Raw genomic sequence first — 24,119 nt, forward strand, 5'->3', positions numbered from 1 at the left:
GCATCGAGGGAGATCGCGTCATGGCGGAGACGGTCACGCGGACGGAAGCGGAGGCCCCGCTGCCCAAGGGGTTCCGGGGTGCCGAGCAGGGCTGGCCCGAACTGAGCCGCATCCCCCATCCGCCGCGCCGGCTGCCCCTGCTCGGCGACGTCCTGGGTGTCGACCGGCGCACGCCCCTGCAGGACTCGATGCGCCTCGGCGCCCAGCTGGGCCCGATCTTCCGGCGCAAGGCGTTCGGCAACGAGTTCGTCTTCGTGTGGGGCGCCGCACTGGCCGCCGACATGGCCGACGAGTCCCGGTTCGCCAAGCACGTGGGGCTCGGGGTCGCCAATCTTCGCCCGGTCGCCGGGGACGGCCTGTTCACCGCGTACAACCACGAGCCGAACTGGCAGCTGGCGCACGACGTCCTGGCACCCGGCTTCAGCCGGGAGGCCATGGAGGGCTACCACGGGATGATGCTGGCGGTGGCCGGGCGGCTCACCGACCACTGGGACCGCGAGCTGTCGGCCGGCCGCTGGGTGGACGTGCCCGGCGACATGACCAAGCTGACCCTGGAGACGATCGCCCGCACCGGGTTCGGCCACGACTTCGGCTCGTTCGAGCGGAGCCGGCCGCACCCCTTCGTGACCGCGATGATCGGCACGCTCACCTACGCACAGCGCCTGAACAGCGTGCCCGGGCCGCTGGCCCCGCTGCTGCTGCGGCAGACCGGCCGGCGCAACGCGGCCGACATCGCCTACCTCAACCGCACGGTCGACGATCTGGTCGAGGAGCGGCGCGGGAGCGGCCGCGCGGACGGCGACCTGCTGGACCGGATGCTGGAGACCGCCCACCCGGAGACCGGGGAGCGGCTGTCCGCGGAGAACGTCCGCAGGCAGGTGATCACCTTCCTGGTCGCCGGGCACGAGACCACCTCGGGCGCGCTCTCCTTCGCCCTGCACTACCTCGCCCTGAACCCCGGGATCGCGGCCCGCGCCGCCGCCGAGGTGGACCGCGTCTGGGGCGACACGCCCGCACCGGGCTACGACCAGGTGGCGAAGCTGCGCTATGTACGCCGGGTCCTCGACGAGTCACTGCGGCTGTGGCCGACGGCCCCCGCCTTCGCCCGCGAGGCCCGCCGGGACACCGTGCTGGGCGGGGAGCATCCGATGCGCCGGGGCGCCTGGGCGCTGGTCCTCACCGCGATGCTGCACCGGGACCCCGAGGTGTGGGGGCCGGACCCCGAGCTCTTCGACCCGGACCGGTTCGAGGCGAAGGCCGCGCGGGGCCGGGCCCCGCACACCTTCAAGCCGTTCGGCACCGGTGCGCGCGCCTGTATCGGCCGTCAGTTCGCGCTGCACGAGGCGACCCTCGTCCTCGGCCTGCTGCTGCGCCGCTACACCCTGCGGGCCGACCCGGACTACCGGCTGCGGGTGACCGAGCGGCTCACCCTGATGCCGGACGGGCTGCGGCTGCGGCTGGACCGGCGCGCCCCCGCCCCGGCACCGGTGTCCGTGCCGGAGGCACCCGCGTCAGAGAGCGGCGGCTGTCCAGTGCGCGGGGCGGGCGACTGACGCCGGCAGGCGCGTTCCCGCGTTGCCCCGGGCCGCGTCGAGCTGGGGCTGGGTCAGGAAGAAGGCGCCGGTGAGGTCCGCGTCGCCGAGGTCGGCGTCCCGGAGGTCGGCGCCGATCAGGTCCGCGTCCCGCAGATCGGCCCCGGTGAGGTCGGCGGCGATGAGAAAGGCGCCGCGCAGACTCGCCCCGCGCAGGTCGGCGCCCCTCAGCCGGGCGCCCATCAGGTCGGCGCCCCGCCGGTCCTTCTTCCTGCCGCGCACCCCTGCCCGGGCCAGCTCGCTGGTCCGCAGCAGCAGCACATCGACCTCCTGCCGATGGGCGGCCACGTCCAGGGCGGCGAGCTCTTCGGGCGTGCCGAGGCTCAGTTCCTCGGTCCTGTGCAGCGCGCCGCGCACACCGGCGTGGACGGGGCGCGCCGCGTCCAGGTTCAGGGCCTCCGTCAGATACCAGAGCAGTTCGTGCAGCTGCCGTACGACCGGGAACGCGTCGAACATCCGGCGGGCGTCCTGCCCGGACCCGCTCCGCCAGTCCCGGCCGCCGAAGGTGACCTGCGAGACCTTCTGCCCGGCGCCGAGGCAGTCGTAGACCGTGCAGCCGGCGAACCCGCGCTGCCGCAGCTCGGAGTGGATGCCGCAGCGGTGGTCACCGCCGAGGTGGTGGCAGGGCTTTCCGGCGGGCTTGCTGACCGCGAAGGCCGCCGAGGCGGCGAACGGCAGGGCGACACAGCACAGCCCGAAGCAGCGGGCGCAGTCCCCGGTCAGCCGAGCCCGTTCGGATATCTGTTCTGGCATCCGGTCAGCCTACTGACCGGTGAGGACCTCGTCGTCCGCGTTTCTCAGCCGTACCGCGTCCGCCCCCGGCGGCCTGCCGAACTGGCGCCGGTACTCGCGGCTGAACTGGGAGGCGCTGTCGTAGCCGACCGCGTAGCCGACGTCGGCCACGTCGTCGGTGCTGCTCATCAGGCGCAGCCGGGCCTCCTGGAGGCGGATGTGCTTCTGGTACTGGATCGGGGTCATCGCGGTGACCGCGCGGAAGTACCGGTGGAACGGCGAGGCGCTCATCCCGGAGAGCCGGGCCAGGTCCTCGACGCGCAGGGCGTCGGTGTAGTGCTCGCGGATGTGGCGGACGGCTCGCCCGATCTGGGTGAGCCGGCTGTCGGCGAGCCCGATCTGCCGGACCAGCGGGCCCCGCTCACCGGTGATCAGCCGCCACAGGATCTCCCGCTCGATCATCGGGGCGAGCACCGGGATGTCGGCCGGCCGGTCGAGCAGCCGGACCATCCGGACGGCGGCGTCCACCAGGTCGGCGGGCGCGTCGCCGACCGCGAGCGCGGGCAGGTCGGTGCGGCGGCGCACACCGCCCGCGTGCGGGTCGGTGCCGGTCTCCAGGAGCAGTGCGGCGATGCGGGCGGGCCGCAGCCGGAAGCCGAACCCCAGGAACGGCGTCTCATGGCTGGCCCGGGTGCACTGCCCGCTGACCGGCAGATCGACCGAGACGACCAGGTACTGGCCGGTCTCGTAGTCGTAGATCCGGCCACCCAGGGTCAGCCGTTTGGCGCCCTGGGCGACCAGCGCGAGGACGGGGTCGGCGATGCCCGAGCGCGGCCCGGTGGGCCGCTCGGCGCGGGTCAGCATCAGGCCGTCGATCGCGTGGACGACGTCGGCGTCGCGCGGGGCGTGCCGGTCGATCAGGGAGCGCAGTTCGTCGAAGGACACGCTCCCGATTCAAACGCCGGCCGAGGGACGGCCGCAACGCCCTCCCCCGGATAACCGGCAGGATCGTGCAAGCCACCGGTGCGATCGCCCTAACGTTGCCGCAGCTCAGCCTGGTTTGCTCGAAGCGTCGAAATCCCCACGCGTCTTCCACGGAGCACTTCATGGCACTCGACTCGTACGTCTCTCTCGGCCGGTCCGGGCTCAGGGTGAGCCCCTTCTGCCTCGGCGCGATGAACTTCGGCGAGGACGGCGGCTTCGGCTGCTCGGTCGAGGAGTCGGAGAAGATCCTCCAGACCTATCTCGGCCTCGGCGGCAACTTCGTCGACACCGCCAACTTCTACACCAACGGCCATTCGGAGGCGATCCTCGGCGACTTCCTCGCCGCCCGTCCCGGCCGCCGCGACCGCCTGGTGCTGGCGACCAAGTTCTTCGGCAACCTGCACCTCGGCGACCCGAACGGCGGCGGCGCCGGCCGCAAGGCGATCATCGGCCAGCTGGAGGACTCGCTGCGCCGGCTGCGCACCGACCACGTCGACCTGTACTGGCTGCACAACCACGACCGGTCCACCCCGGTCGAGGAGACCCTGCGCACTCTCGACGACCTGGTGACGGCCGGCAAGATCCGGTACGTCGGCTTCTCCGACACCCCGGCCTGGTTCACCGCGAAGGCCCACACCACGGCGCTGCTGCGCGGCTGGACCCCGGTGACGGCGCTGCAGATGGAGTACTCGCTGCTGGAGCGCACCATCGAGGGCGAGTTGGTCCCGCTCGCGCAGGACGCGGGGATGGGCCTGCTGCCCTGGAGCCCGCTCAAGAACGGCTTCCTCTCCGGGAAGTACCGCAAGGGGCGGCCCGCACCCGCCGACGCCCCGCGGGCCGCCGTCATCGGGCAGCCCAGCGAGGCCGAGTTCACCGTGATCGAGGTGCTCGCGGCGGTCGCCGAGGAGGTCGGCGCGAGCCCGGCCGCGGTGGCCCTCTCCTGGGTGCACAACCGCCCCGGTGTCACCTCCACCCTCGTCGGCCCGCGCACCCTCGGCCATCTGGAGGCCGACATCGCGGCTCTCGACGTCCGTCTGACACCGGAGCAGACGGCCCGGCTGGACGAGGTGTCGGCCCCGGCTCTCAACTTCCCCCATGACCTCAACCACCGTGTCGGCGCCATGCTCCAGTACGCGGGCGCCACGGTCGACGGGGTGCCGAGCGCGGTGTATCCGCCTCTGCTGGCGAGCGCCGCCCGCTACTGATCCGGGCCCTGCCGCCCGAGCCCTCCTCGCCATACGACGGCCGGAAGCTCACCGCTGGGAATCCCGCCCTGTGGGGGTCCTCTTCATCCGGCGGAAAACAAGCCGGGCTATCACAGAGGCAGGACCCGTACGACAGGAGACGGACCATGTGCAGGCATCAGCCCCCGTGCCCCGGCGCCGACCACCCCGACCGCCACCCGGCCGTCATCGTCTCGGCCCATCCCGAACAGGGCTGGAGCCTGCTGTGCGACGGCACGATCGTCTTCGACGACACCGGTGAACTCCTGCCCGACGGGCGGAGCGTGAGCCCCCGCCGGCCCACGGCGCCCGCCGTCTGAGCGGCCGTCAGTCCTCCCCTGCGGCGAGGTCCAGGCGGTCGAGCCGCTCGGGGTCGGCCAGGATGTACATCTCGGTGATCCGGCCGTCGGCGACCGTGACCGCCGTGACCGAGAGCGGGCGCCCCTCGGGCGCGGTGACCACGCCGACGGCGCCGTTGATGAGCACGAGCCGCGCCCAGCCCGCGAACTGCCGGAAGCTGAACGCCCCTTCGGCCACCGACCGCGCCCCGCGCACCACCTTGGAGGCGGCGGCACCGCGCACCAGCGCCCCGGAGTCGACCCGCAGCACCACGTCCGGGTGGAGCACGGCGACCAGTGCCTCGAAGTCACCGCCCCGGGAGGCCGCCAGGAAGGCCTCCAGCACCTGGCGTTGCCGGCCCAGGTCGGGGTCGCCGGTGGGGGTGGCGCCCTGGACCCTGCGGCGGGCCCGGCTGGCCAGCTGGCGGGTGGCCGCCGAACTGCGTTCCACGATGGGCGCGATGTCGTCGAAGGGCACCGCGAACATGTCGTGCAGGACGAACGCCAGCCGCTCGGCGGGCTCCAGCGTCTCCAGGACGATGAGGAGGGCGAGCCCGACGGAGTCCGCCTCCAGCACCTCCCGTTCGGGGTCGACGCTCGACAGCGGCCTGATCACCGGGTCGGGTACGAACGTCTCGTCGATGGGCTGCTCGCGGCGCGCCGTACGGGAGCGCAGCATGTCCAGGCAGACCCGGCCGACCACCGTGGTCAGCCAGCCGCCCAGGTTCCTGATCTCGTCCGCGTCCGCGCGCCCGAGCTTGAGCCAGGCCTCCTGGACGGCGTCCTCGGCCTCGGCGAGCGAACCGAGCATCCGGTAGGCCACCGCGTGCAGTTGGCCGCGGTGTTCCTGGAAGCGGTCGGCCAGCAGTTCCGTGTCCATGGTCATGTCCCCCGTTCCTCCACTGCCGCGAGACTATGCGGACCAGCCGTGCCCGCAACCTCTTTTCCCCGCGGCGCTCACACCTCGTCGCGGGCGAGCGCGAGGAGCCGGTCGAGGACCCGGGGGGCTCCGGTGCGCAGTCCGTCGTGCTCGAACTCGTCGGTGACCCAGGTACGCAGGCCCCGGACGGCCCGCGCGGTGCGCAGCGAGTGCCCGGTGTCGACGTACATGTCGTCGTGGTAGACGGCGGCGGCGACCGGGACCTCGTTGACGGCCAGGCGGGCCGGGTCGTACAGCGGCTGCCAGTCGGTGCGGGCGGCGAGCAGGTCCGCCGCCGCCTTCAGCGGCCGCAGGGCCGGATCGGTCTCGAACATCCAGGGGTGCACGGTCTCCCCGGTGAAGAGCACCGGGGCGTCACCGGCGAGTGCCTTGGCCGCGTCGAACTGCGGGAACTCGGCGCGGACCCGCTCGGCCGCCCAGGCGGTGGGGCGGGCGTCCTGGCCGTAGACCGGCTCGTGGACGAGGGCGTACAGCGGGTTGCTCGCGTACGACAGCAGGCCCTGGACCTGCTCCTGGAAGGCGTCGGAGAGTTCGGGGCCGGCCGGGGTGCGGACGAAGGCGTCCTCCAGGAGGAAGTGCAGGCGGTGGCTGCCGTCGCTCGTGCCCAGCATCAGTCCGAGGGACTGGAAGGCCTCGACGGTGAGCCGGTAGCCGTTCGGCAGCACGGTCCGGCCGTCCAGGAGGTGCTCGGCGATCCGGCGGGCCCGCTCGACGTCCCGCGGGTAGCGGTCGTAGTGCGCGGCGACCTTGCGCTCGATGCGCGGATAGGCCGCCCGGTAGACGTCGTCGGCATGCGCGTCCAGGGACGGCAGACCGCCGGTGATCACGGAGGTCTTCAGGCCCTGCGGGAAGAACGACAGGTACGTCACCGTGCAGAAGCCGCCGAAGCTCTGGCCGAGGGTCGTCCAGGGGGCGCCGCCGGTGAGCTGCGGGCGGATCGCCTCGCAGTCCCGGACGATCGAGTCGGCGCGGAACCGGGTCAGGTGGTCGGCCTGGGCGGCCGGGCCGCCGCGCAGCGGCAGGGTCTGCCGGTTGACCGGGGTGGAGCGGCCGGTGCCGCGCTGGTCGAGGAGCAGGACGCGGTACTCCTGCAGGGCCCGGTCGAGCCAGGCCTGCCGCCCGACGAAACGATTCGCTCCGAATCCGGGACCACCCTGCAGATACAGCAGCCAGGGCAGCTCCTGGTCCGCCTTGTCGCTCGCGACCGCCTCCCGGGCGTACAGCTCGATGGTCTCGCCGTCCGGATCCGCGTGGTCGAGGGGGACGGTGAAGTAGCGGTCGGTAAGGACGACGCCGGGCTGGCGGTAGCTGAGGCTCAACGTTTCTCCTGGGACGGACGGCTGGTCGCGTCCCAGTTCAGCACAGGTCCGGGGTGGGCCCGCCCCCGGGATCATGAAATCGTTACTGAATACCCGATCAGCGGGCGGCGAGGCTGGAGCGGCGCACCACCAGTTCCGGCTGGAGCACCACGCGGCGGTGCTCGTGGCCCGTCGGGCCCTCCCGTTCCTCGGTCTCCTCCAGGAGCAGATCCGCGGCCATCGCCCCCATGGTGACGGCGGGCTGGCGGACGGAGGTCAGCGGTACGGCGGCCGCGGCGGCGAACTCGATGTCGTCGTAGCCGACGATCGCGAGGTCGTCCGGGACGACCACCCCGGCCGCGTACATGGCCTGCAGGACGCCGAGCGCGAGGAGGTCGTTGGCGCAGAAGACGGCGGTGGGCCGGTCCGCGAGGCCGAGCAGGCGGGCGCCCGCGTCCCGCCCGGCGGCCACGTCGAGCCGCTCGGTGGGCAGCTCGCGCAGCGCGTCGGGGCCGAGTCCGGCCTCGGCGAGGGCGTTCAGGGCGCCGGTGCGCCGGTCGCGGACCTGGTTGAAGCCCGGCGGGCCGCTGACGTAGGCGATGGACCGGTGCCCGGCGTCGACGAGGTGACGCACCGCCAACGCGCCGCCCGCCACGTCGTCGACGCTCACCGAGCACTCGGTGGTGCCCTCGGCGACCCGGTCGACCAGCACGAAGGGGATGCCGTGCCGGCGGAAGGTCTCGATGTTGCGGCCGGTGGCGTCCGCCGGGGTGAGCAGGACGCCACGCACCCGCTGCTCGGCGAAGAGCGCGAGGTACTCGGCCTCCTCGCCGGCGTTCTGCGCGCTGTTGCAGACCATCACACCGAGTCCGGCGTCCCGGGCCGCCCGCTCGGCGCCCCGGGCCACGTCCACGAAGAAGGGGTTGCCCATGTCGAGGACGAGCAGGCCCATGATCCGGCTGCGGCCCGCGCGCAGCTGGCGGGCGGACTCGCTGCGGACGTAGCCGAGCCGGTCGATCGCCGACTGCACCCGCGCCCGGGTCTCGCCCGCGACGGTGTCCGGGCGGTTGATGACGTTCGAGACCGTGCCCACCGATACTCCGGCGGCGCGGGCGACGTCCTTGATACCCACCGACTGGGCCATCGGGCGAGACCTCCAGGAAACATGGACGGCGCCTTCACAGCACGGAAGGGCACATCGGGAAGGGCTTCACATTACGACATGACTCGCACGCCGCTCCGGGTCAGCCGGGCAGCGCGAAGTCCACGACGTGGAGAGCCGAGGGTGTCGTACCGCTCGACGTCTCCTGGTACATGAACGACAGCACGTTGTCCGCCTTGACCCGCATCTCGTCGATCACGACCTCGCCGAAGGCGTTCAGACCGCTGCCGTCGTAGAGCAAGGCCCAGTCGGAGTACCCGGAGGCCTTCGACGCGCCGGCGATCCGCCCGTAGGGGAACACCGCGTACGCGTTGTCGTACTTGTCCAGGACCAGCTTGGTGCGCTGGCTGGAGTTCAGTACGACGGGTATCTCGGTCTTCTGCCAGCTGCCGGTGGAGTTCTTGCGGAGGTGGAAGGCGCGGCCGTTGGCGGTGCGGTCGCTGACGTAGTTCGTGGTGCACTGGCCGAAGCGGCCGGGGACATAGCTGATGATCGCGTGCGGGAGGCCGGTGGAGTCGGTCCACTGGCTCTCCTGGTTCATCAGGGAGTGGTCGGGGTTGAGGGAGTCGACGACCAGCCCTGAGTCCGTGACGGCGACGGTGTCCGAGCTGCCGGTGGTGGCTACCAGGGCGCCGGCGTCGTTGCGCCAGGTCCGCCCACGGTCCGTGGAGTAGACGTAGCCGGTGTCGTGGTTGGTGATGCCGCCGCTGTTGCACATCACCGCCGCGTTCTGCTCACGCCAGGTGAAGAACGAGTGCAGCCGCCCGTTGACGTCGTAGTCGATGCCGTGCAGGTACATGTTCCGGGCGGTGCTGGAGCCGTGCGTGCTGGTGTACGTGCCCGTGGAGCTGCTCCACTCCCCGAGCGCGGTCCAGCTCGAACCGTCGTACTCCGCCAGGGCGTTGCGGCCGTTCCCGGAGATCCCCACCCGGTAGCTGAGCTGGAGCTTGCCCTCGGGGGTGGAGATGAACTGCGGGTAGGTGAACTGCGAGGTGAGCGACACCCCGTCGAGGGATGTCTGCACGGCGCCGAAGACGGCCGACGTCCAGGCGGTGGAGCCGGGGTTGTCCAGCAGCCCGGCCACCGACTTCACGTAGAAGAAGCCGTCGCTGTGCGAGTCCATGTTGATGTGCAGCCGGCCGTCGGTCTTCGAGACGCCCATCGAGATGACGTTGTGCGAGTCGCTGGACTTGAGCTGGTGGGCGAGGGTGACGGTCGACCACGACGACCCGCCGAGCACCCGGCGCCCGATGACCGCGGAGCCGGTCGAGGTGTACCAGCCGGCGTACTGGTAGCCCTTGTACGTGAACAGGCCGTTCTTCTGGAAGGAGTTGTTGTTGACGAGGCCGTCGTAGGAGACGAAGAAGATGGCCTGGGCGTCGAGTTGGGTGCTCTGCTGTTTGTTCACCGACGGCCCCGGGTCGGCCGCGCGGGCGGTGCCGGCGGCGAGGGCGGGGGTGGCCACGGCGCCGAGGAGGGCGGCGCCGAGCACGGTGCGTCTTTTCACGAGCGGCTCCTGAGGGGACGGGAGTGTGTCAGGCGAGGTGGAACACTTCGGTGAGCGGCTTCATCGCCTCGTCGGGACGGGCGCCGTCGAGGGCTTCGAAGAAGGGGCCCATCTCGGCCTGCCAGCGGGCGTTGACCTCGGTGGCCTCCATGCCGGCCCGGGCGGCCGCGAAGTCCTCGGTCTCCAGATAGCCGACCAGCAGGCCGTCGTCGCGCAGGAAGAGGGAGTAGTTGTGCCAGCCGGTGGCGGAGAGCGCCGCGCGCATCTCCGGCCACACGGCGGCGTGGCGTTCGCGGTACTCGGCGAGGCGGTCCTGCCGGACCTTGAGGAGGAAACAGACACGCTGCATGAAGTACCGCTCCCGCCTCAGAAGTTGAACTGGTCGATGTTCTTCGCGTCGAACACGGTCGGCTTGCCGAGGTTGATCACGCCGTCCTTGCCGATGGTGTACGTGGTGTCGCCGGCCTTGAAGGTCTCGCCCTCCTTGCCGGTGATCTGCCCGGAGACCAGGGCCACGGCGGTGCGGGCGGCGAGGTCGCCGAGCTTGGCCGGGTCCCACAGCTCGAAGGCGTCGACGGTGCCGTTCTTGACGTACTGGCGCATGTCGTTGGGCGTGCCGAGGCCGGTCAGCTTGACCTTGCCCTTGTACTTGGAGCCGGACAGGTACTGGGCGGCCGCCTTGATGCCGACGGTGGTCGGGGAGATGATCCCCTTGAGGTTCGGGTACTGCTGGAGCAGGCCCTGGGTCTGCTGGAAGGACGCCTGGGCGTCGTCGTTGCCGTAGGCGATCTTGACGAGCTTGACGTTCTTGTACTTGGGGTCCTTCAGCTCGTCCTTCATGAAGCCGATCCAGGTGTTCTGGTTCGTGGCGGTCTGCGCGGCGCTGAGGATCGCGATCTCGCCCTTGTACCCGATCTGCTCGGCGAGCAGCTGCACCTCGGTACGGCCGAGGTCCTCGGCGCTGGCCTGCGAGACGAAGGCGTTGCGGCAGCCGGCGTTGGTGTCGGAGTCGTAGGTGACGACCTTGATGCCGTTGCTCATGGCCTGCTTGAGCGCGGTGCACAGGGCCCCGGGGTCCTGGGCCGACACGGCCATGGCGTTGACCTGCTGCTGGGTGAGGGTGTTGACGTAGCTGACCTGCCCCGAGGTGTCGGTCGCGCTGGAGGGGCCGACCTCCTTGTACTTGCTGCCCAGATCGGTGAGCGCCTTCTCACCGCCCTTGTCGGCGGAGGTGAAGTACGGGTTGTTGACCTGCTTGGGGAGGAACCCGACGGTGAGCCCCTTCTTGAGCGCCGCGTTCGGATCGGCCTTGGCAGTGGAGGTGGCGGCCGCCGACTCGTCACTGGCGGAGCTGTTCTTGGTGGTCCCGCCGCAGGCGGTGGCGGAGAGCGCGAGGGAGGAGACAGCGGCGACGGCGACGCAGACACGCCGGAGGGATGACTTACGCATGTTGGGTTCCTTTATGAGTAACGGCTCTGGAGGCGCCCCCTCCTGGGGGCGCGGGGCTGGATTGAATGTGCGGAACTGCCGCGTGGGCGCGACCAGACACACACGGCCCGCAGTGTTCAGACGGCTTTGGCCGCCCTGTGCCGTGCCAACGAGATCTGACGGGCAACCCGAGGTCCGAGCACCGAGACGACAAGCAACACACCGGTCACGACGATCTGCGACTGCGCGGAGACATTGAGCAGACTCATCACGTTCTGCAACGCCCCGAGCAGGAACACCCCGGCGATCGCGCCGCCCAGCGTGCCCTTGCCCCCGTCGAAGTCGATGCCGCCGAGCAGCACCGCCGCCACGACGCTCAGTTCGAGCCCGGTCGCGTTGTCGTACCGCGCACTGGCGTAGTGCAGGGCCCAGAAGATCCCGGTGAGCGAGGCCATGAAGCCGGTGGCCACGAAGAGGATCAGTTTGTTGCGCTTGACGCGGATTCCCGCGAACCGCGCCGCCTCCTCGCTCGCCCCCACCGCGAACAGCGACCGCCCGAACGGCGTGGCGTGCAGCACCACCACGGCGATCACCAGCAGCACCAGGAACGGCAGGAAGGCCCGCGGCAGAAACGTGTCGCCGAGCCGCCCCGCGGCGAAGTCCAGGTACTGCGTGGGGAAGTCGGTCACCGCGTCGGAGCCGAGGACGATCTGCGCGATGCCCCGGTAGGCCGCGAGCGTGCCGATGGTGACGGCGAGCGAGGGCAGCCCCAGCCGGGTCACCAGCAGGCCGTTGACCAGCCCGCAGACCACGCCCAGCAGCAGGCACAGCGGGATGATCGTCTCGATCGCCATGCCCTCGTTCCAGAGCTTGCCCATGACCGCGCCCGAGAGCCCGGCGGTCGAGGCGACCGACAGGTCGATCTCGCCGGCGACGACCAGCAGGGTCATCGGCAGCGCGATCAGCGCGATGGGAAGCGTGTTGCCGATCAGGAAGGACAGGTTGAGCGAGTTCCCGAAGCCGTCCACGAAGCCGAAGGAGAACAGCAGCAGGACGATCAGCAGGGCGCCGACGACGGTGTCCCATCGCACCGCACGCGTCAAGGACTCAGGCATGGCTGGCGTTCTCCTTGCTGGTCGCGGTCCTCGTCAGGGCCGACTTCTTCTTCAGTGCCGCCGCCACCCGCAGCGCGACGATCCGGTCGACGGCGATGGCGAGCAGCAGCAGGAAGCCGTTGATGGCGAGCACCCACACGGAGCTCACCCCGAGGGCCGGCAGCACGCTGTTGACCGAGGTCAGGAGCAGCGCGCCGAGGGCGGCGCCGTACACGCTCCCGGAGCCGCCGGTGAAGACCACGCCGCCGACCACCACGGCGCTCACCACGGTGAGTTCGTAGCCGGTGCCGGTGCCGGAGTCGACGTTGCCGAACCGGGCCAGGTACATCGCCCCGGCGAGCCCCGCGAGGGCGCCGCAGAAGGTGTACGCGATGAGGATCCGCTTGCGGACCGGGATGCCGGCCAGCCGGGCGGCCTCGGGGTTGGAGCCGAGCGCGTACAACTCCCGTCCGCTGCCGAAGTGTTTGAGGTAGTAGGCGGTGGCGACCAGGACCGCGAGGGCGATGATGGCCAGCCAGGGGATGGCCGCCAGGCCGCCGGAGCCGAAGTCGACGAAGGAGCCGGGGAGATCGGCGGCCGTGATCTGCCGGGAGCCGACCCAGATGGAGTCGACGCCCCGGATGATGTACAGCGTGCCGAGGGTGACGACGAGCGCGGGCACCTGACCGAGGCTCACCAGCAGGCCGTTGAGCAGTCCGCAGCCGATGCCGAGGAGTATCGCGAGCAGGATGGCGACGACCGGGTTGCCGCCGCCGTGCAGATAGTCGCCGGTGGCGAAGGCGGTGATGCCGAGGGTGGACCCGACGGACAGGTCGACGTTCCGGGTGATGACCACCAGGGACTGTCCGGTGGCGACCAGCACCAGGATGGTCGCGTTGAGCAGCAGGTCCTTGATGCCCTGTTCGGAGAGGAACTCGCTGTTGCCGGCCTGGGTGACGGCGATCATCACCAGGAAGACGGCCAGGATGGCGAGTTCGCGCATCTTGAAGACGCGGTCGACGAGCCGGGTCCCGCTGGACTCGGGCGCCTCGGCGACGGGGGTCTGTTCGGAGGTGGTCACCGTCATGCGGCGGCCCTCCCCGTGGCTGCGGCCATCACGGTTTCCTCGCTGGCTTCGGAGCGCGGGATCTCGGCGGTGATCCGGCCCTCGTGCATCACCAGCACGCGGTCGGCCATGCCGAGGATCTCGGGCAGGTCGGAGGAGATCATCAGAACGGCGACCCCGTCGGCGGCCAACTCGCCGAGCAGCCGGTGGACTTCGGCCTTGGTACCGACGTCGATGCCACGGGTCGGCTCGTCGACGATCAGTACCTTCGGGCCGGTCGCGAGCCATTTGGCGAGGACGACCTTCTGCTGGTTTCCGCCGGAGAGGGTGGAGACGGCGTCGGCGATCCGGGCGTACTTCACCTGGAGCTTGACGGCCCAGTCGAGGGACCGGCTGCGCTCGGCGCCCCGGTCGACGAGGCCCGCCTTCACGGTCGTACGCAGGCCGGTCAGGCCGATGTTCCGCTCGATGGACATGTCCATCACGAGGCCTTGGGCGCGCCGGTCCTCGGGGACGAGGGCGAGGCCGGCGGACATCGCCACGGACGGGGCGCCGTTGGTGAGTTTCCGTCCCCTGATCTCGACCTCGCCGGCGTCCCAGCGGTCGACGCCGAACACGGCGCGGGCGACCTCGGTCCGGCCGGCGCCGACGAGTCCGGCGAGGCCGACGATCTCGCCGGACCGCACCTCGAAGGAGACGTCGGTGAAGACGCCCTCGCGGGTCAGGCGCCGTACGCTCAGGGCGACTTCGCCGGTGGGGACGTCCTGCTTGGGATACAGCTCGGCCAGGTCGCGGCCGACCATCCGGCGTACGAGATCGTCCTCGGTCATGCCGTCGACGAGCTCGCTGGCGATCCAGGCGCCGTCCCGGAGGGTGGTGACCCGCCGGCAGATCTGGAAGATCTCCTCCAGCCGGTGCGAGATGAAGAGCACGGCGGCGCCCTGGTCGCGCAGGGTGCGGACGACGCCGAAGAGGCGGGCGACCTCACTGCCGGTGAGGGCGGCCGTCGGCTCGTCCATGATCAGGACCCGGGCGTCGAAGGAGAGCGCCTTGGCGATCTCGACGATCTGCTGGTCTGCGATGGACAGGCCGCGGGCGGGGCGGTCGGGGTCGAGGGCGACGCCGAGCCGCTTCATCAGGGCGGCGGTGGCCGCGTGGGTGGCCTTGTGGTCGATCCGGCCGAGGGCGCGCCGGGGCTGGCGGCCCATGAAGATGTTCTCGGCGATCGACAGGTCGGGGAAGAGCGTGGGTTCCTGGTAGATCACGGCGATTCCGGCGTCGCGGGCGTCGCCGGGGCCGTGGAAGACGACGGGCTCGCCGTCGAGCAGCACCTGGCCGGCGTCCGGTCGGTGCACTCCGGCGAGGGTCTTGATCAGCGTCGACTTGCCCGCGCCGTTCTCCCCGGCGAGGGCGTGCACCTCGCCGGGGAACAGCTCCAGGGAGACGTCCCGCAGGGCGCGTACGGCACCGAAGGACTTGGAGACGTCCTTCAGCGCCAGCACCGGGGCCGGTCCCGTGTCGGACGGGTGGGTCATGAGGGCTCCTCGACGACACGGCGAGACGGTGGGCACCGGACCTCACGGCGTCGTGAAAGGTTTCAACTGGATTGCCGGGACCGTAGGCACCACGGGCATGTCACGTCAATGGGTCCGTGTCGAAAAAATTTCGATAGCCAAAGGTCACGGCGGAGTCACGGAAAACGGGGTTGGTCGGAAAGCTTGACACCCCCGCGAGGGGCTCATACTTTGCCGTTCTGAATCGTTTCACCACTCAGTTGTTCCGATCCCTCAGGAGCCCCGAAGTGACCGACCTCGCCGCGGTGAAGGCCGCGCTGAAGACCCAGGCCGTCGAAACGCCGTCGTGGGCGTACGGAAACTCGGGGACCCGCTTCAAGGTGTTCGCCCAGCAGGGCGTGCCGCGCTCGCCCAAGGAGAAGCTGGACGACGCCGCGCAGGTCCACGCCGTGACCGGGGTCGCGCCGACGGTGGCGCTGCACATCCCCTGGGACAAGGTGGACGACTACGCCGGCCTGGCCAAGCACGCCGAGGAGCGGGGGCTGCGGCTGGGGGCGATCAACTCCAACACCTTCCAGGACGACGACTACAAACTGGGCAGCATCTGCCACCCGGACGCGGCGGTGCGCCGGAAGGCCGTCGATCACCTGCTGGAGTGCGTCGACATCATGGACGCGACGGGGTCGAAGGACCTGAAGCTGTGGTTCGCCGACGGCACCAACTACCCCGGTCAGGACGACATCCGGGCCCGCCAGGACCGGCTGGCCGAGGGGCTGGCCGAGGTGTACGCGCGGCTGGGCGACGGGCAGCGGATGCTGCTGGAGTACAAGCTCTTCGAGCCCTCCTTCTACACGACCGACGTGCCGGACTGGGGGACGGCCTACGCCCACTGCCTGAAGCTCGGGCCGCAGGCGCAGGTCGTCGTCGACACGGGCCACCACGCACCGGGCACCAACATCGAGTTCATCGTCGCCACGCTGCTGCGGGAGGGGAAGCTCGGCGGGTTCGACTTCAACTCGCGGTTCTACGCGGACGACGACCTCATGGTGGGGGCCGCGGATCCGTTCCAGCTGTTCCGGATCATGTACGAGGTGGCGCGTGGGGGCGGGTTCACCGCCGAGGTGGCCTTCATGCTCGACCAGTGCCACAACATCGAGGCGAAGATCCCGGCGATCATCCGGTCGGTGATGAACGTGCAGGAGGCCACGGCGAAGGCGCTGCTGGTGGACCGGGCGGCGTTGGCGGAGGCGCAGGCCGCCGGGGACGTGCTGGCCGCGAATGCCGTGGTGATGGATGCCTACAACACGGATGTGCGGCCGTTGCTCAGGGAGGTGCGGGACGAGATGGGGTTGGACCCCGACCCGATCGCGGCGTACCGCCGGTCCGGGTGGGCCGAGAAGATCGTCGCCGAGCGAGTTGGAGGGGAACAGGCGGGGTGGGGTGCGTAAGCGTCTGCCTTGATCTGTTGCGTCGCAGGGTGCGGGCCGGGTGTGGCTGGTCGCTCAGTTCCCCGCGCCCCTTCAGGTGAATCCACTCGCCGTCTTCGACAAGTTAGGAATCCTCGTGTCCACCCATCCCGAAGCCTCCGCGCTTCTCTCCCGGTCCCATCGGCTCGGTGCTGATCCTCGTAATACGAACTACGCCGGCGGCAACGCGTCCGCGAAAGGCACCGCCACCGACCCCGTCACCGGTGGTGATGTGGAGCTGATGTGGGTGAAGGGGTCAGGTGGTGACCTCGGGACGCTCACGGCGGGCGGGCTTGCCGTGTTGCGGCTCGATCGGCTCAAGGCGCTCACCCAGGTGTACCCGGGGGTGGAGCGCGAGGACGAGATGGTCGCCGCCTTCGACTACTGCCTGCACGGCAAGGGCGGGGCCGCGCCCTCCATCGACACCGCCATGCACGGGCTCGTCGACGCCCCGCACGTCGATCATCTGCACCCGGACTCCGGTATCGCGCTGGCGTGTGCAGCCGACGGGGAGAAGCTCACGGCCGAGTGTTTCGGGGACACCGTGGTGTGGGTGCCGTGGCGGCGGCCGGGGTTCCAGCTCGGCCTGGACATCGCCGCCGTCAAGGAGGCCAACCCGCAGGCCGTGGGGTGTGTGCTCGGCGGGCACGGGATCACCGCCTGGGGCGACAGCTCCGAGGAGTGCGAGCGCAACTCGCTGCACATCATCCGCACCGCCGAGAAGTTCCTGGCGGAACGCGGGAAGGCCGAGCCGTTCGGGGCCCTCGTCGAGGGGTACGGCGCGCTGCCGGAGGGCGAGCGGCGGGAGCGGGCCGCCGCGCTCGCGCCGTACGTCCGGGCCGTCGCCTCCCAGGACCGGGCGCAGGTCGGGCACTTCACCGACTCCGATGTCGTCCTTGACTTCCTGGCGCGGGCCGAGCATCCACGGCTCGCCGCGCTGGGCACGTCGTGTCCGGACCACTTCCTGCGGACGAAGGTACGGCCGCTGGTGCTCGACCTCCCGCCGGCTGCCCCGCTGGACGAGGCGGTCGCGCGGTTGCGTGAGCTGCACGCCGCGTACCGGGAGGAGTACGCCGCCTACTACCGGCGGCACGCCCTGCCCGACTCCCCCGCCATGCGCGGCGCCGACCCGGCGATCGTGCTCGTGCCCGGCGTCGGCATGTTCAGCTTCGGCAAGGACAAGCAGACCGCCCGGGTCGCGGGTGAGTTCTATGTCAACGCCGTCAATGTGATGCGCGGGGCCGAGGCGGTGTCGTCCTACGCGCCGATCGAGGAGTCGGAGAAGTTCCGGATCGAATACTGGGCCCTTGAGGAGGCCAAGCTCCAGCGGATGCCGAAGCCGAAGGCGCTGGCCACCCGGGTGGCCCTGGTGACCGGGGCCGGCAGCGGGATCGGCAAGGCGATCGCGCACCGGCTGGTGGCCGAGGGGGCCTGTGTCGTCGTCGCCGACCTCAACGCCGAGGGCGCGGCCGCGGTGGCGGAGGAGCTCGGCGGGCCCGACAAGGCCGTCGCGGTCACCGTGGACGTGACGGACGAGGAGCAGATCGCGGGGGCGTTCCGGGCCGCCGCGCTCGCCTTCGGCGGGGTGGATCTCGTCGTCAACAACGCGGGGATCTCGATCTCCAAGCCGCTCCTGGAGACCTCCGCCAAGGACTGGGACCTCCAGCACGACATCATGGCCCGCGGGTCCTTCCTCGTCTCGCGGGAGGCCGCGCGGGTGATGATCGCCCAGGGGCTGGGCGGCGACATCGTCTACATCGCCTCCAAGAACGCCGTGTTCGCCGGGCCCAACAACATCGCTTACTCCGCGACCAAGGCCGACCAGGCGCACCAGGTGCGGCTGCTCGCCGCCGAGCTGGGCGAGCACGGGATCCGGGTCAACGGGGTCAACCCGGACGGTGTGGTGCGCGGGTCCGGGATCTTCGCCGGCGGGTGGGGGGCCCAGCGGGCCGCCGTCTACGGGGTTGCGGAGTCGAAGCTGGGCGAGTTCTACGCGCAGCGGACCATCCTCAAGCGTGAGGTGCTGCCCGAGCATGTGGCGAACGCCGTGTTCGCCCTGACCGGTGGCGAACTGACCCACACCACCGGGCTGCACGTCCCCGTCGACGCGGGTGTGGCGGCCGCGTTCCTGCGATGACCGCCCCAAGGTCCTACGCAGCGGTGGACCTCGGCGCGTCCAGTGGGCGGGTCATGGTCGGCCGGGTGGGCCCCGACTCGCTGGAGCTGGCCGAGGCGCACCGGTTCGTGAACCGGCCGGTGCGGGTGCCGGAGGGGCTGCGGTGGGACGTACTCGCCCTCTACGGGGGTGTGCTGGACGGGCTGCGGGCGACCGGGCAGGTCGACTCCGTCGGCATCGACAGCTGGGCCGTGGACTACGGGCTGCTGGACGCCGACGGGGCGCTCCTCGGCAACCCCGTGCACTACCGGGACGCCCGCACGGAGGGCGTCGCGGAGAAGGTGTGGGCGAGTGTGCCGGCGGCGGAGCTGTACGCCGGTACCGGGCTCCAGTACGCGCCCTTCAACACCCTCTACCAGCTGGTGGCCGCCCGATCCAGTGCCCAGTTCGCACACGCCGAGCGGCTGCTGCTCATCCCCGACCTGCTGTCGTACTGGCTGACCGGCGAGCAGGGCACCGAGCTCACCAACGCCTCCACCACCCAGCTGATCGATCCCCGGACGCGCGACTGGTCGTACGAGGTCGCGGACCGGCTGGGGATCGACCTCGGGCTGTTCGCACCGCTGCGGCGGCCCGGGGATCCGGCCGGGCTGCTGCGGCCCGAGGTGCTGGAGGAGACCGGGCTGGCCGGGCCGGTGCCGGTGACCGCTGTCGGCTCGCACGACACCGCGTCCGCGGTGGCCGCCGTGCCGGCGGACGGTGAGCGGTTCGCGTACATCTGTACCGGGACCTGGTCGCTGGCCGGGCTGGAGCTGGCAGCGCCGGTGCTGACCGAGGAGAGCCGGGCCGCCAACTTCACCAATGAACTGGGGCTGGACGGCACGGTCCGCTATCTGCGCAACATCATGGGGCTGTGGCTGCTCCAGGAGTGCGTACGGGCCTGGGGCGACCCGGATCTGGGCGAGCTGCTGCGGGCGGCGGCCACCGTGCCGGCGCTGCGTTCGGTGGTGGACGCGGGGGATGCCGGGTTCCTGGCTCCCGGGCGGATGCCGGAGCGGATCGCGGAGGCCTGCCGGGTCTCGGGACAGCCCGTGCCACGGACGCGCGGTGAGATCACCCGGTGCATTCTCGACTCGCTGGCGCTCGCCCATCGGCGGGCGGTCGCTCAGGCGCAGCGGCTCGCCGACCATCCGGTGGACACCGTGTACGTGGTGGGCGGCGGCACCCGCAACGCGCTGCTCTGCCAGCTCACCGCCGACGCCTGCGGGCTGCCGGTGGTGGCGGGCCCGGCGGAGGCGGCCGCCCTCGGGAACGTTCTCGTGCAGGCCCGTGCGCACGGCCTCCTCGGTGATCTCGCCGACATGCGGCGGCTGCTCACCCGCAGCCAGCCGCTGACCCGGTACGCGCCCAGCGGCGACACCGCCCGCTGGGAGGCGGCCGAGGCGCGGCTGACCCCACGGTGAGCCGGCGGCACCGGTCACCCGGTGGCGGCTCCCGACCCGCCGCACCGCGACCGGGTCTCCCGCCGGCCGCACCGGCCCATTACCCTGCACTCATCCGATGATCGACCTCTAGGAGCCGCGATGCGTGTCGCTCTCTTCCTGACCTGCGTCAACGACACGCTCTATCCGGACACCGGCCGCGCGGTGGTGAAACTCCTGACCAGGCTGGGCGTCGAGGTCGATTTCCCGATGGCGCAGACGTGCTGCGGGCAGGCCCACTACAACACCGGCTACCGCCATGAGGCGGAGCCGCTGGCCCGGCATTTCTCCGATGTCTTCGCGGAGTACGAGGCGATCGTGACCCCGTCCGGGTCCTGCGGGGCGATGGTGCGGGAGCTGTATCCGAGGATGGGCGAGCGGGCCCGGGCGGAGGGGCGCGGGAGCGGGCTGGCCGCTGCGCTGGCGCCGGTGGTGCCGAAGACGTACGAGCTGACGGAGTTCCTGGTGGACGTCCTGGGGGTGACGGACGTCGGGGCATATTATCCGCACCCTGTCACCTACCACCCGACCTGCCACGGGCTGCGGAGTCTGGGCCTCGGCGACCGCCCCCGCCGCCTCCTGCAGGCCGTCGAGGGCCTGGAGCTGGTGGAGCTGCCGGGCGCCGAGGAGTGCTGCGGGTTCGGCGGCACGTTCGCGCTGAAGAACGCGGACGTGTCAGCGGCGATGGGCACCGACAAGGTGCGCAACGCCGAGTCGACCGGCGCCGAGGTGCTGTGCGCGGCCGACAACTCCTGCCTGATGCACATCGGCGGCACCATGACCCGGCTGGGCAGCGGCATGCGGCCGGTGCACATCGCGGAGATCCTGGCGAGCACCAAGGAGGAGCCGGCCGTATGAGCGGGACGTTCGTAGGAATGCCGGCCTTCCCGAAGGCCGCGCACGAGGCCGTCAGCAACCCCGTCCTGCGCGGGAACCTGCGCCACGCCACGCACACCATCCGCGCCAAGCGGGCCAAGGCGGTCGCCGAGGTGTCCGACTGGGCCGCGCTGCGCGAGGCGGGCAAACGGATCAAGGACCACACACTCCGTCATCTCGACCGCTATCTGGTCCAGTTGGAGGAGGCCGTGACGGCGGCGGGCGGCACGGTCCACTGGGCCGCCGACGCCGACGAGGCGAACCGGATCGTCACCGAACTGGTCAAGGAGACCGGTGAGTCGGAGGTCGTGAAGGTCAAGTCGATGGCCACGCAGGAGATCGGGCTCAACGAGGCGCTGGAGGCCGCGGGCATCCGGGCCTACGAGACCGATCTGGCCGAACTGATCGTGCAGTTGGGTCACGACCGGCCCTCGCACATCCTGGTCCCCGCCATCCACCGCAACCGTGGTGAGATCAGGGACATCTTCCGCAGGGAGATGGGCGAGTGGGGGCGCCCCGCACCCGAGGGCCTCACCGACACACCGGCCGAACTGGCCGAGGCGGCCCGGCTCCACCTCCGGGAGAAGTTCCTGCGTGCGAAGGTCGGCATCTCCGGTGCCAACTTCATGGTCGCCGAGACCGGCACCCTGGTCGTCGTCGAGTCCGAGGGCAACGGGCGGATGTGCCTGACCCTGCCCGAGACGCTGATCTCGGTCGTCGGCATCGAGAAGACCGTGCCGGCCTGGCAGGACCTGGAGGTCTTCCTGCAGACCCTCCCCCGGTCCTCCACCGCCGAGCGCATGAACCCGTACACCAGCATGTGGACCGGCACCACGGACGGCGACGGCCCGCAGACCTTCCACCTGGTGCTCCTGGACAACGGCCGTACCGACACCCTCGCCGACGAGGTCGGCCGCCAGGCCCTGCGCTGCATCCGCTGCTCGGCCTGCCTGAACGTCTGCCCGGTCTACGAGCGGGCCGGCGGCCACGCCTACGGCTCGGTCTACCCGGGCCCGATCGGCGCCATCCTCAGCCCCCAGCTGAGGGGCACACAGAGCGAGATCGACGCCTCGCTCCCGTATGCCTCGTCGCTGTGCGGGGCCTGCTACGACGTCTGCCCGGTCGCCATCGACATCCCCGAGGTGCTGGTGCATCTGCGCGAGCGGGTCGTGGAGGGCGGCGAGGCGGTCCGGGACGGCAACAAGGTGGTGCTCAAGCCGGCCAAGGGGCACGCGGCCGAGCGGGCGGCGATGCGCGCGGCCCGGTGGGCGTTCACGCACCCGGCCGCCCTGCGCACCGGCCAGCGGCTCGCCTCCCGCAGCCGCCGCCTGCATCCCCGTACCCTGCCGGGTCCCGGCCGGGCGTGGAGCGGGACCCGGGACCTGCCGGCCGTACCGGCGGAGCCGTTCCGGGACTGGTGGCAGCGGACCGGCGGCGGAAAGGGCGGTGCGAAGTGAGCAGCAGGGAGCGGATCCTCGGCCGGGTGCGACGGGCACTGGCCGAGGTACGGGACGAGGACACGCCCGTCGAGCGGGCGTATCTGCGCGAGCACGGGGCCCGGAGCGTCGCGGAGACGGTGGACCTGCTCGCCGAGAACCTGGCGGACTACCGGGCGATCGTGCACCGGTGCACGAAGGAGGAACTGGCAGCCACGATCGGGGGGTTGGTCGCCGCGCGTGGTTCGAGGACAGTGGCCGTGCCTACCGGGCTGCCCCCCGAGTGGCTCTCGGCGACCGAGGCCGAGCAGGTCACGGACCGGGGCGAGAGCACGCCGCGCGAACTCGACCGGGTCGGCAGCGTGGTCACCGGCTGCGCGGTGGCGGTCGCCGAGACCGGCACGATCGTGCTGGACGGCGGCCCGGACCAGGGCCGCCGTCGGATCACCCTCGTGCCCGACCACCACATCTGTGTCGTACGGGTCCCGGAGCAGGTCGTGTCCTCCGTGCCCCAGGCTCTCGAACGGCTCGACCCGGCCCTGCCGTTGACCTGGATCTCCGGTCCTTCTGCCACCAGCGACATCGAGCTGGACCGGGTCGAGGGGGTGCACGGTCCGCGCACCCTGGAGGTGGTCCTGGTCAGCGGAGACCGCCCGGTCCCCATCGCCGATGCGGGCGATCGGTGACGGTCGCGGTTAACGTGAGGGAATGATCCGGTTCGAGCAGGTCACCAAGCGGTACGCGGACGGCACGACCGCGGTGGACGGCCTCTCCTTCGAGGTGGCCGAGGGTGAACTCGTCACGCTCGTGGGCCCCTCCGGCTGCGGCAAGACCACGACGATGATGATGGTCAACCGGCTCATCGAACCGACCTCGGGCCGGATCCTCGTCGACGGCGCGGACGTCGCGGACGTCGATCCGGTGCGGCTGCGGCGCCGGATCGGCTATGTCATCCAGCAGGTGGGCCTGTTCCCGCACCGCACGATCCTCGACAACACCGCGACCGTCCCGGCGCTGCTCGGCTGGAAACGGGCGCGGGCCCTGGCCCGCGCCGCAGAGCTGCTGGACCTCGTGGGCCTGGACCCGAAGACGTACGGGCCGCGCTACCCGGACCAGCTCTCGGGCGGCCAGCGGCAGCGCGTCGGCGTGGCCCGGGCGCTCGCCGCCGACCCCCCGGTGCTGCTGATGGACGAGCCGTTCGGCGCCGTCGACCCGGTGGTGCGGGAGCAGTTGCAGGACGAGTTCCTCCGGATGCAGGCCGCCGTGCGCAAGACGGTGCTGCTGGTCACGCACGACATCGAGGAGGCGGTACGGCTCGGCGACCGGATCGCGGTGTACGGGCAGGGGCGGATCGAGCAGTTCGACACTCCGGGGGCCGTGCTGGGCAGGCCGGCCACCCCGTACGTGGCCGGGTTCGTGGGGGCGGACCGCGGGCTGAAGCGGCTGTCCGTGACCGACATCGAACCGGACGACCTGGAGCAGCCGCCGGTCGTCCGCCTCGACGAGCCCGCCGCGAGCGCGGCGGCCCGGCTGCGGACGGCCGGCGCCCGGTGGGCGGTGGTCCTGGGCCCGTACGGCGACCTGCACGGCTGGGTGGGCCGGGAGGAGCTGGCGGCGGGCGGCGCGATCGGCGACCTCGCCCATCGGATGACCGCGTGGGTACCGGTGGGCGCCCCGCTCAGACAGGCGTTCGGCGTCATGCTGCAGCACGACGCCGGGTGGGTCGCGGTGCTGGACGGTTCGCGTTTCCTCGGCGTGCTGACCCCGGCCAGGCTGCACGAGGCGCTGCGCCGCTCGGTGGACGCGGACGCGCGTGGCGTCCCGCGCGGTCAGGTGCCGTTCGACTCGGTGTCGGAGGCCTGACCG

Annotated in this window: 21 protein-coding genes; 10 read left to right on the forward strand and 11 right to left on the reverse strand. The window is 71.3% G+C overall.

The features are described 5' to 3' along the window. Positions 1 to 20 precede the first annotated feature (20 nt). Positions 21 to 1,553 (forward strand): cytochrome P450, encoded by a 1,533-nt coding sequence (locus OHB00_RS05550; protein WP_406431815.1) that lies wholly within the window; start codon positions 21 to 23, stop codon positions 1,551 to 1,553. Here the strand turns inward: OHB00_RS05550 and OHB00_RS05555 are convergent. Together OHB00_RS05555 and OHB00_RS05560 are read right to left on the reverse strand one after the other, a co-directional pair. Next, positions 1,512 to 2,345, reverse strand: a complete 834-nt coding sequence (locus OHB00_RS05555; protein ID WP_406431817.1) for a pentapeptide repeat-containing protein — start codon at positions 2,343 to 2,345, stop codon at positions 1,512 to 1,514. The genes OHB00_RS05550 and OHB00_RS05555 overlap by 42 nt on opposite strands. Positions 2,346 to 2,354: 9 nt before the next feature. After that, positions 2,355 to 3,269: an AraC family transcriptional regulator N-terminal domain-containing protein gene (locus OHB00_RS05560; protein ID WP_406431819.1), complete on the reverse strand. Its 915-nt coding sequence runs from the start codon at positions 3,267 to 3,269 to the stop codon at positions 2,355 to 2,357. A gap of 161 nt (positions 3,270 to 3,430) precedes the next feature. On the opposite strand from OHB00_RS05560, the gene OHB00_RS05565 reads away from it, so the two are divergent. Next, positions 3,431 to 4,513 carry an aldo/keto reductase gene (locus OHB00_RS05565; RefSeq protein ID WP_406431821.1) on the forward strand — a complete coding sequence of 361 codons (1,083 nt, stop codon included), beginning with the start codon at positions 3,431 to 3,433 and terminating at the stop codon, positions 4,511 to 4,513. A 146-nt stretch (positions 4,514 to 4,659) separates the two neighbouring features. Continuing rightward, complete coding sequence (locus OHB00_RS05570; protein WP_406431823.1) at positions 4,660 to 4,851, forward strand: DUF5999 family protein; 192 nt, start codon at positions 4,660 to 4,662, stop codon at positions 4,849 to 4,851. 7 nt (positions 4,852 to 4,858) lie between these two features. On the opposite strand, the gene sigJ is transcribed toward OHB00_RS05570, so the two are convergent. The 9 genes from sigJ to OHB00_RS05615 form a co-directional block, all read right to left on the reverse strand. After that, the gene (gene sigJ / locus OHB00_RS05575; RefSeq protein ID WP_406431825.1) at positions 4,859 to 5,755 is read right to left on the reverse strand and encodes an RNA polymerase sigma factor SigJ; all 897 of its coding nucleotides are present in this window, start codon (positions 5,753 to 5,755) and stop codon (positions 4,859 to 4,861) included. 71 nt (positions 5,756 to 5,826) lie between these two features. Continuing rightward, positions 5,827 to 7,128: an alpha/beta fold hydrolase gene (locus OHB00_RS05580; protein WP_406431827.1), complete on the reverse strand. Its 1,302-nt coding sequence runs from the start codon at positions 7,126 to 7,128 to the stop codon at positions 5,827 to 5,829. A gap of 97 nt (positions 7,129 to 7,225) precedes the next feature. Then, complete coding sequence (locus OHB00_RS05585) at positions 7,226 to 8,251, reverse strand: LacI family DNA-binding transcriptional regulator (protein ID WP_406431829.1); 1,026 nt, start codon at positions 8,249 to 8,251, stop codon at positions 7,226 to 7,228. A 100-nt stretch (positions 8,252 to 8,351) separates the two neighbouring features. Next, a complete protein-coding gene (locus OHB00_RS05590; RefSeq protein WP_406431831.1) occupies positions 8,352 to 9,776 on the reverse strand; it encodes a BNR repeat-containing protein in 1,425 nt (474 codons plus the stop codon). Positions 9,777 to 9,804: 28 nt separating this feature from the next. Further along, complete coding sequence (locus OHB00_RS05595) at positions 9,805 to 10,125, reverse strand: L-rhamnose mutarotase (protein WP_406431833.1); 321 nt, start codon at positions 10,123 to 10,125, stop codon at positions 9,805 to 9,807. Between the two features lie 17 nt (positions 10,126 to 10,142). Then, on the reverse strand, positions 10,143 to 11,225 hold the full coding sequence (gene rhaS, locus OHB00_RS05600) for a rhamnose ABC transporter substrate-binding protein (protein ID WP_406431835.1): 1,083 nt from the start codon (positions 11,223 to 11,225) through the stop codon (positions 10,143 to 10,145). Between the two features lie 116 nt (positions 11,226 to 11,341). Then, on the reverse strand, positions 11,342 to 12,319 hold the full coding sequence (locus tag OHB00_RS05605; RefSeq protein WP_406431837.1) for an ABC transporter permease: 978 nt from the start codon (positions 12,317 to 12,319) through the stop codon (positions 11,342 to 11,344). Beyond that, the gene (locus OHB00_RS05610; protein ID WP_406431839.1) at positions 12,312 to 13,385 is read right to left on the reverse strand and encodes an ABC transporter permease; all 1,074 of its coding nucleotides are present in this window, start codon (positions 13,383 to 13,385) and stop codon (positions 12,312 to 12,314) included. Before OHB00_RS05610 ends, OHB00_RS05605 begins: the two co-directional genes overlap by 8 nt. Beyond that, a complete protein-coding gene (locus OHB00_RS05615) occupies positions 13,382 to 14,899 on the reverse strand; it encodes a sugar ABC transporter ATP-binding protein (protein ID WP_406431841.1) in 1,518 nt (505 codons plus the stop codon). The genes OHB00_RS05610 and OHB00_RS05615 overlap by 4 nt, the downstream gene beginning before the upstream one ends. Before the next feature lie 266 nt (positions 14,900 to 15,165). On the opposite strand from OHB00_RS05615, the gene rhaI reads away from it, so the two are divergent. From rhaI to OHB00_RS05650, 7 genes are all read left to right on the forward strand, one after another. Then, positions 15,166 to 16,326, forward strand: a complete 1,161-nt coding sequence (gene rhaI / locus OHB00_RS05620; RefSeq protein ID WP_406431843.1) for an L-rhamnose isomerase — start codon at positions 15,166 to 15,168, stop codon at positions 16,324 to 16,326. 115 nt (positions 16,327 to 16,441) lie between these two features. Beyond that, a complete protein-coding gene (locus OHB00_RS05625; RefSeq protein ID WP_406431845.1) occupies positions 16,442 to 18,481 on the forward strand; it encodes a bifunctional aldolase/short-chain dehydrogenase in 2,040 nt (679 codons plus the stop codon). After that, positions 18,478 to 19,923 carry a rhamnulokinase family protein gene (locus tag OHB00_RS05630; protein ID WP_406431847.1) on the forward strand — a complete coding sequence of 482 codons (1,446 nt, stop codon included), beginning with the start codon at positions 18,478 to 18,480 and terminating at the stop codon, positions 19,921 to 19,923. Before OHB00_RS05625 ends, OHB00_RS05630 begins: the two co-directional genes overlap by 4 nt. Positions 19,924 to 20,043: 120 nt before the next feature. Beyond that, positions 20,044 to 20,799, forward strand: a complete 756-nt coding sequence (locus tag OHB00_RS05635; RefSeq protein WP_406431848.1) for a (Fe-S)-binding protein — start codon at positions 20,044 to 20,046, stop codon at positions 20,797 to 20,799. Further along, positions 20,796 to 22,274, forward strand: a complete 1,479-nt coding sequence (locus OHB00_RS05640; RefSeq protein WP_406431850.1) for a LutB/LldF family L-lactate oxidation iron-sulfur protein — start codon at positions 20,796 to 20,798, stop codon at positions 22,272 to 22,274. Before OHB00_RS05635 ends, OHB00_RS05640 begins: the two co-directional genes overlap by 4 nt. Beyond that, positions 22,271 to 22,939, forward strand: a complete 669-nt coding sequence (locus OHB00_RS05645; RefSeq protein ID WP_406431852.1) for a lactate utilization protein C — start codon at positions 22,271 to 22,273, stop codon at positions 22,937 to 22,939. Before OHB00_RS05640 ends, OHB00_RS05645 begins: the two co-directional genes overlap by 4 nt. Positions 22,940 to 22,961: 22 nt before the next feature. Beyond that, a complete protein-coding gene (locus tag OHB00_RS05650) occupies positions 22,962 to 24,116 on the forward strand; it encodes an ATP-binding cassette domain-containing protein (protein WP_406431854.1) in 1,155 nt (384 codons plus the stop codon). Positions 24,117 to 24,119 lie beyond the last annotated feature (3 nt).

The organism is Streptomyces sp. NBC_00631, from assembly GCF_045206895.1.
Classification (GTDB): Bacteria; Actinomycetota; Actinomycetes; order Streptomycetales; family Streptomycetaceae; genus Streptomyces.

Coding starts and splice junctions, on each gene's coding strand:
- OHB00_RS05550 (WP_406431815.1), top strand. CDS start 21: ATGGCGGAGACGGTCACGCGGACGGAAGCGGAGGCCCCGCTGCCCAAG.
- OHB00_RS05555 (WP_406431817.1), bottom strand. CDS start 2,345: ATGCCAGAACAGATATCCGAACGGGCTCGGCTGACCGGGGACTGCGCC.
- OHB00_RS05565 (WP_406431821.1), top strand. CDS start 3,431: ATGGCACTCGACTCGTACGTCTCTCTCGGCCGGTCCGGGCTCAGGGTG.
- OHB00_RS05570 (WP_406431823.1), top strand. CDS start 4,660: ATGTGCAGGCATCAGCCCCCGTGCCCCGGCGCCGACCACCCCGACCGC.
- sigJ (WP_406431825.1), bottom strand. CDS start 5,755: ATGACCATGGACACGGAACTGCTGGCCGACCGCTTCCAGGAACACCGC.
- OHB00_RS05585 (WP_406431829.1), bottom strand. CDS start 8,251: ATGGCCCAGTCGGTGGGTATCAAGGACGTCGCCCGCGCCGCCGGAGTA.
- OHB00_RS05595 (WP_406431833.1), bottom strand. CDS start 10,125: ATGCAGCGTGTCTGTTTCCTCCTCAAGGTCCGGCAGGACCGCCTCGCC.
- rhaS (WP_406431835.1), bottom strand. CDS start 11,225: ATGCGTAAGTCATCCCTCCGGCGTGTCTGCGTCGCCGTCGCCGCTGTC.
- OHB00_RS05605 (WP_406431837.1), bottom strand. CDS start 12,319: ATGCCTGAGTCCTTGACGCGTGCGGTGCGATGGGACACCGTCGTCGGC.
- OHB00_RS05610 (WP_406431839.1), bottom strand. CDS start 13,385: ATGACGGTGACCACCTCCGAACAGACCCCCGTCGCCGAGGCGCCCGAG.
- OHB00_RS05615 (WP_406431841.1), bottom strand. CDS start 14,899: ATGACCCACCCGTCCGACACGGGACCGGCCCCGGTGCTGGCGCTGAAG.
- OHB00_RS05630 (WP_406431847.1), top strand. CDS start 18,478: ATGACCGCCCCAAGGTCCTACGCAGCGGTGGACCTCGGCGCGTCCAGT.
- OHB00_RS05635 (WP_406431848.1), top strand. CDS start 20,044: ATGCGTGTCGCTCTCTTCCTGACCTGCGTCAACGACACGCTCTATCCG.
- OHB00_RS05640 (WP_406431850.1), top strand. CDS start 20,796: ATGAGCGGGACGTTCGTAGGAATGCCGGCCTTCCCGAAGGCCGCGCAC.
- OHB00_RS05650 (WP_406431854.1), top strand. CDS start 22,962: ATGATCCGGTTCGAGCAGGTCACCAAGCGGTACGCGGACGGCACGACC.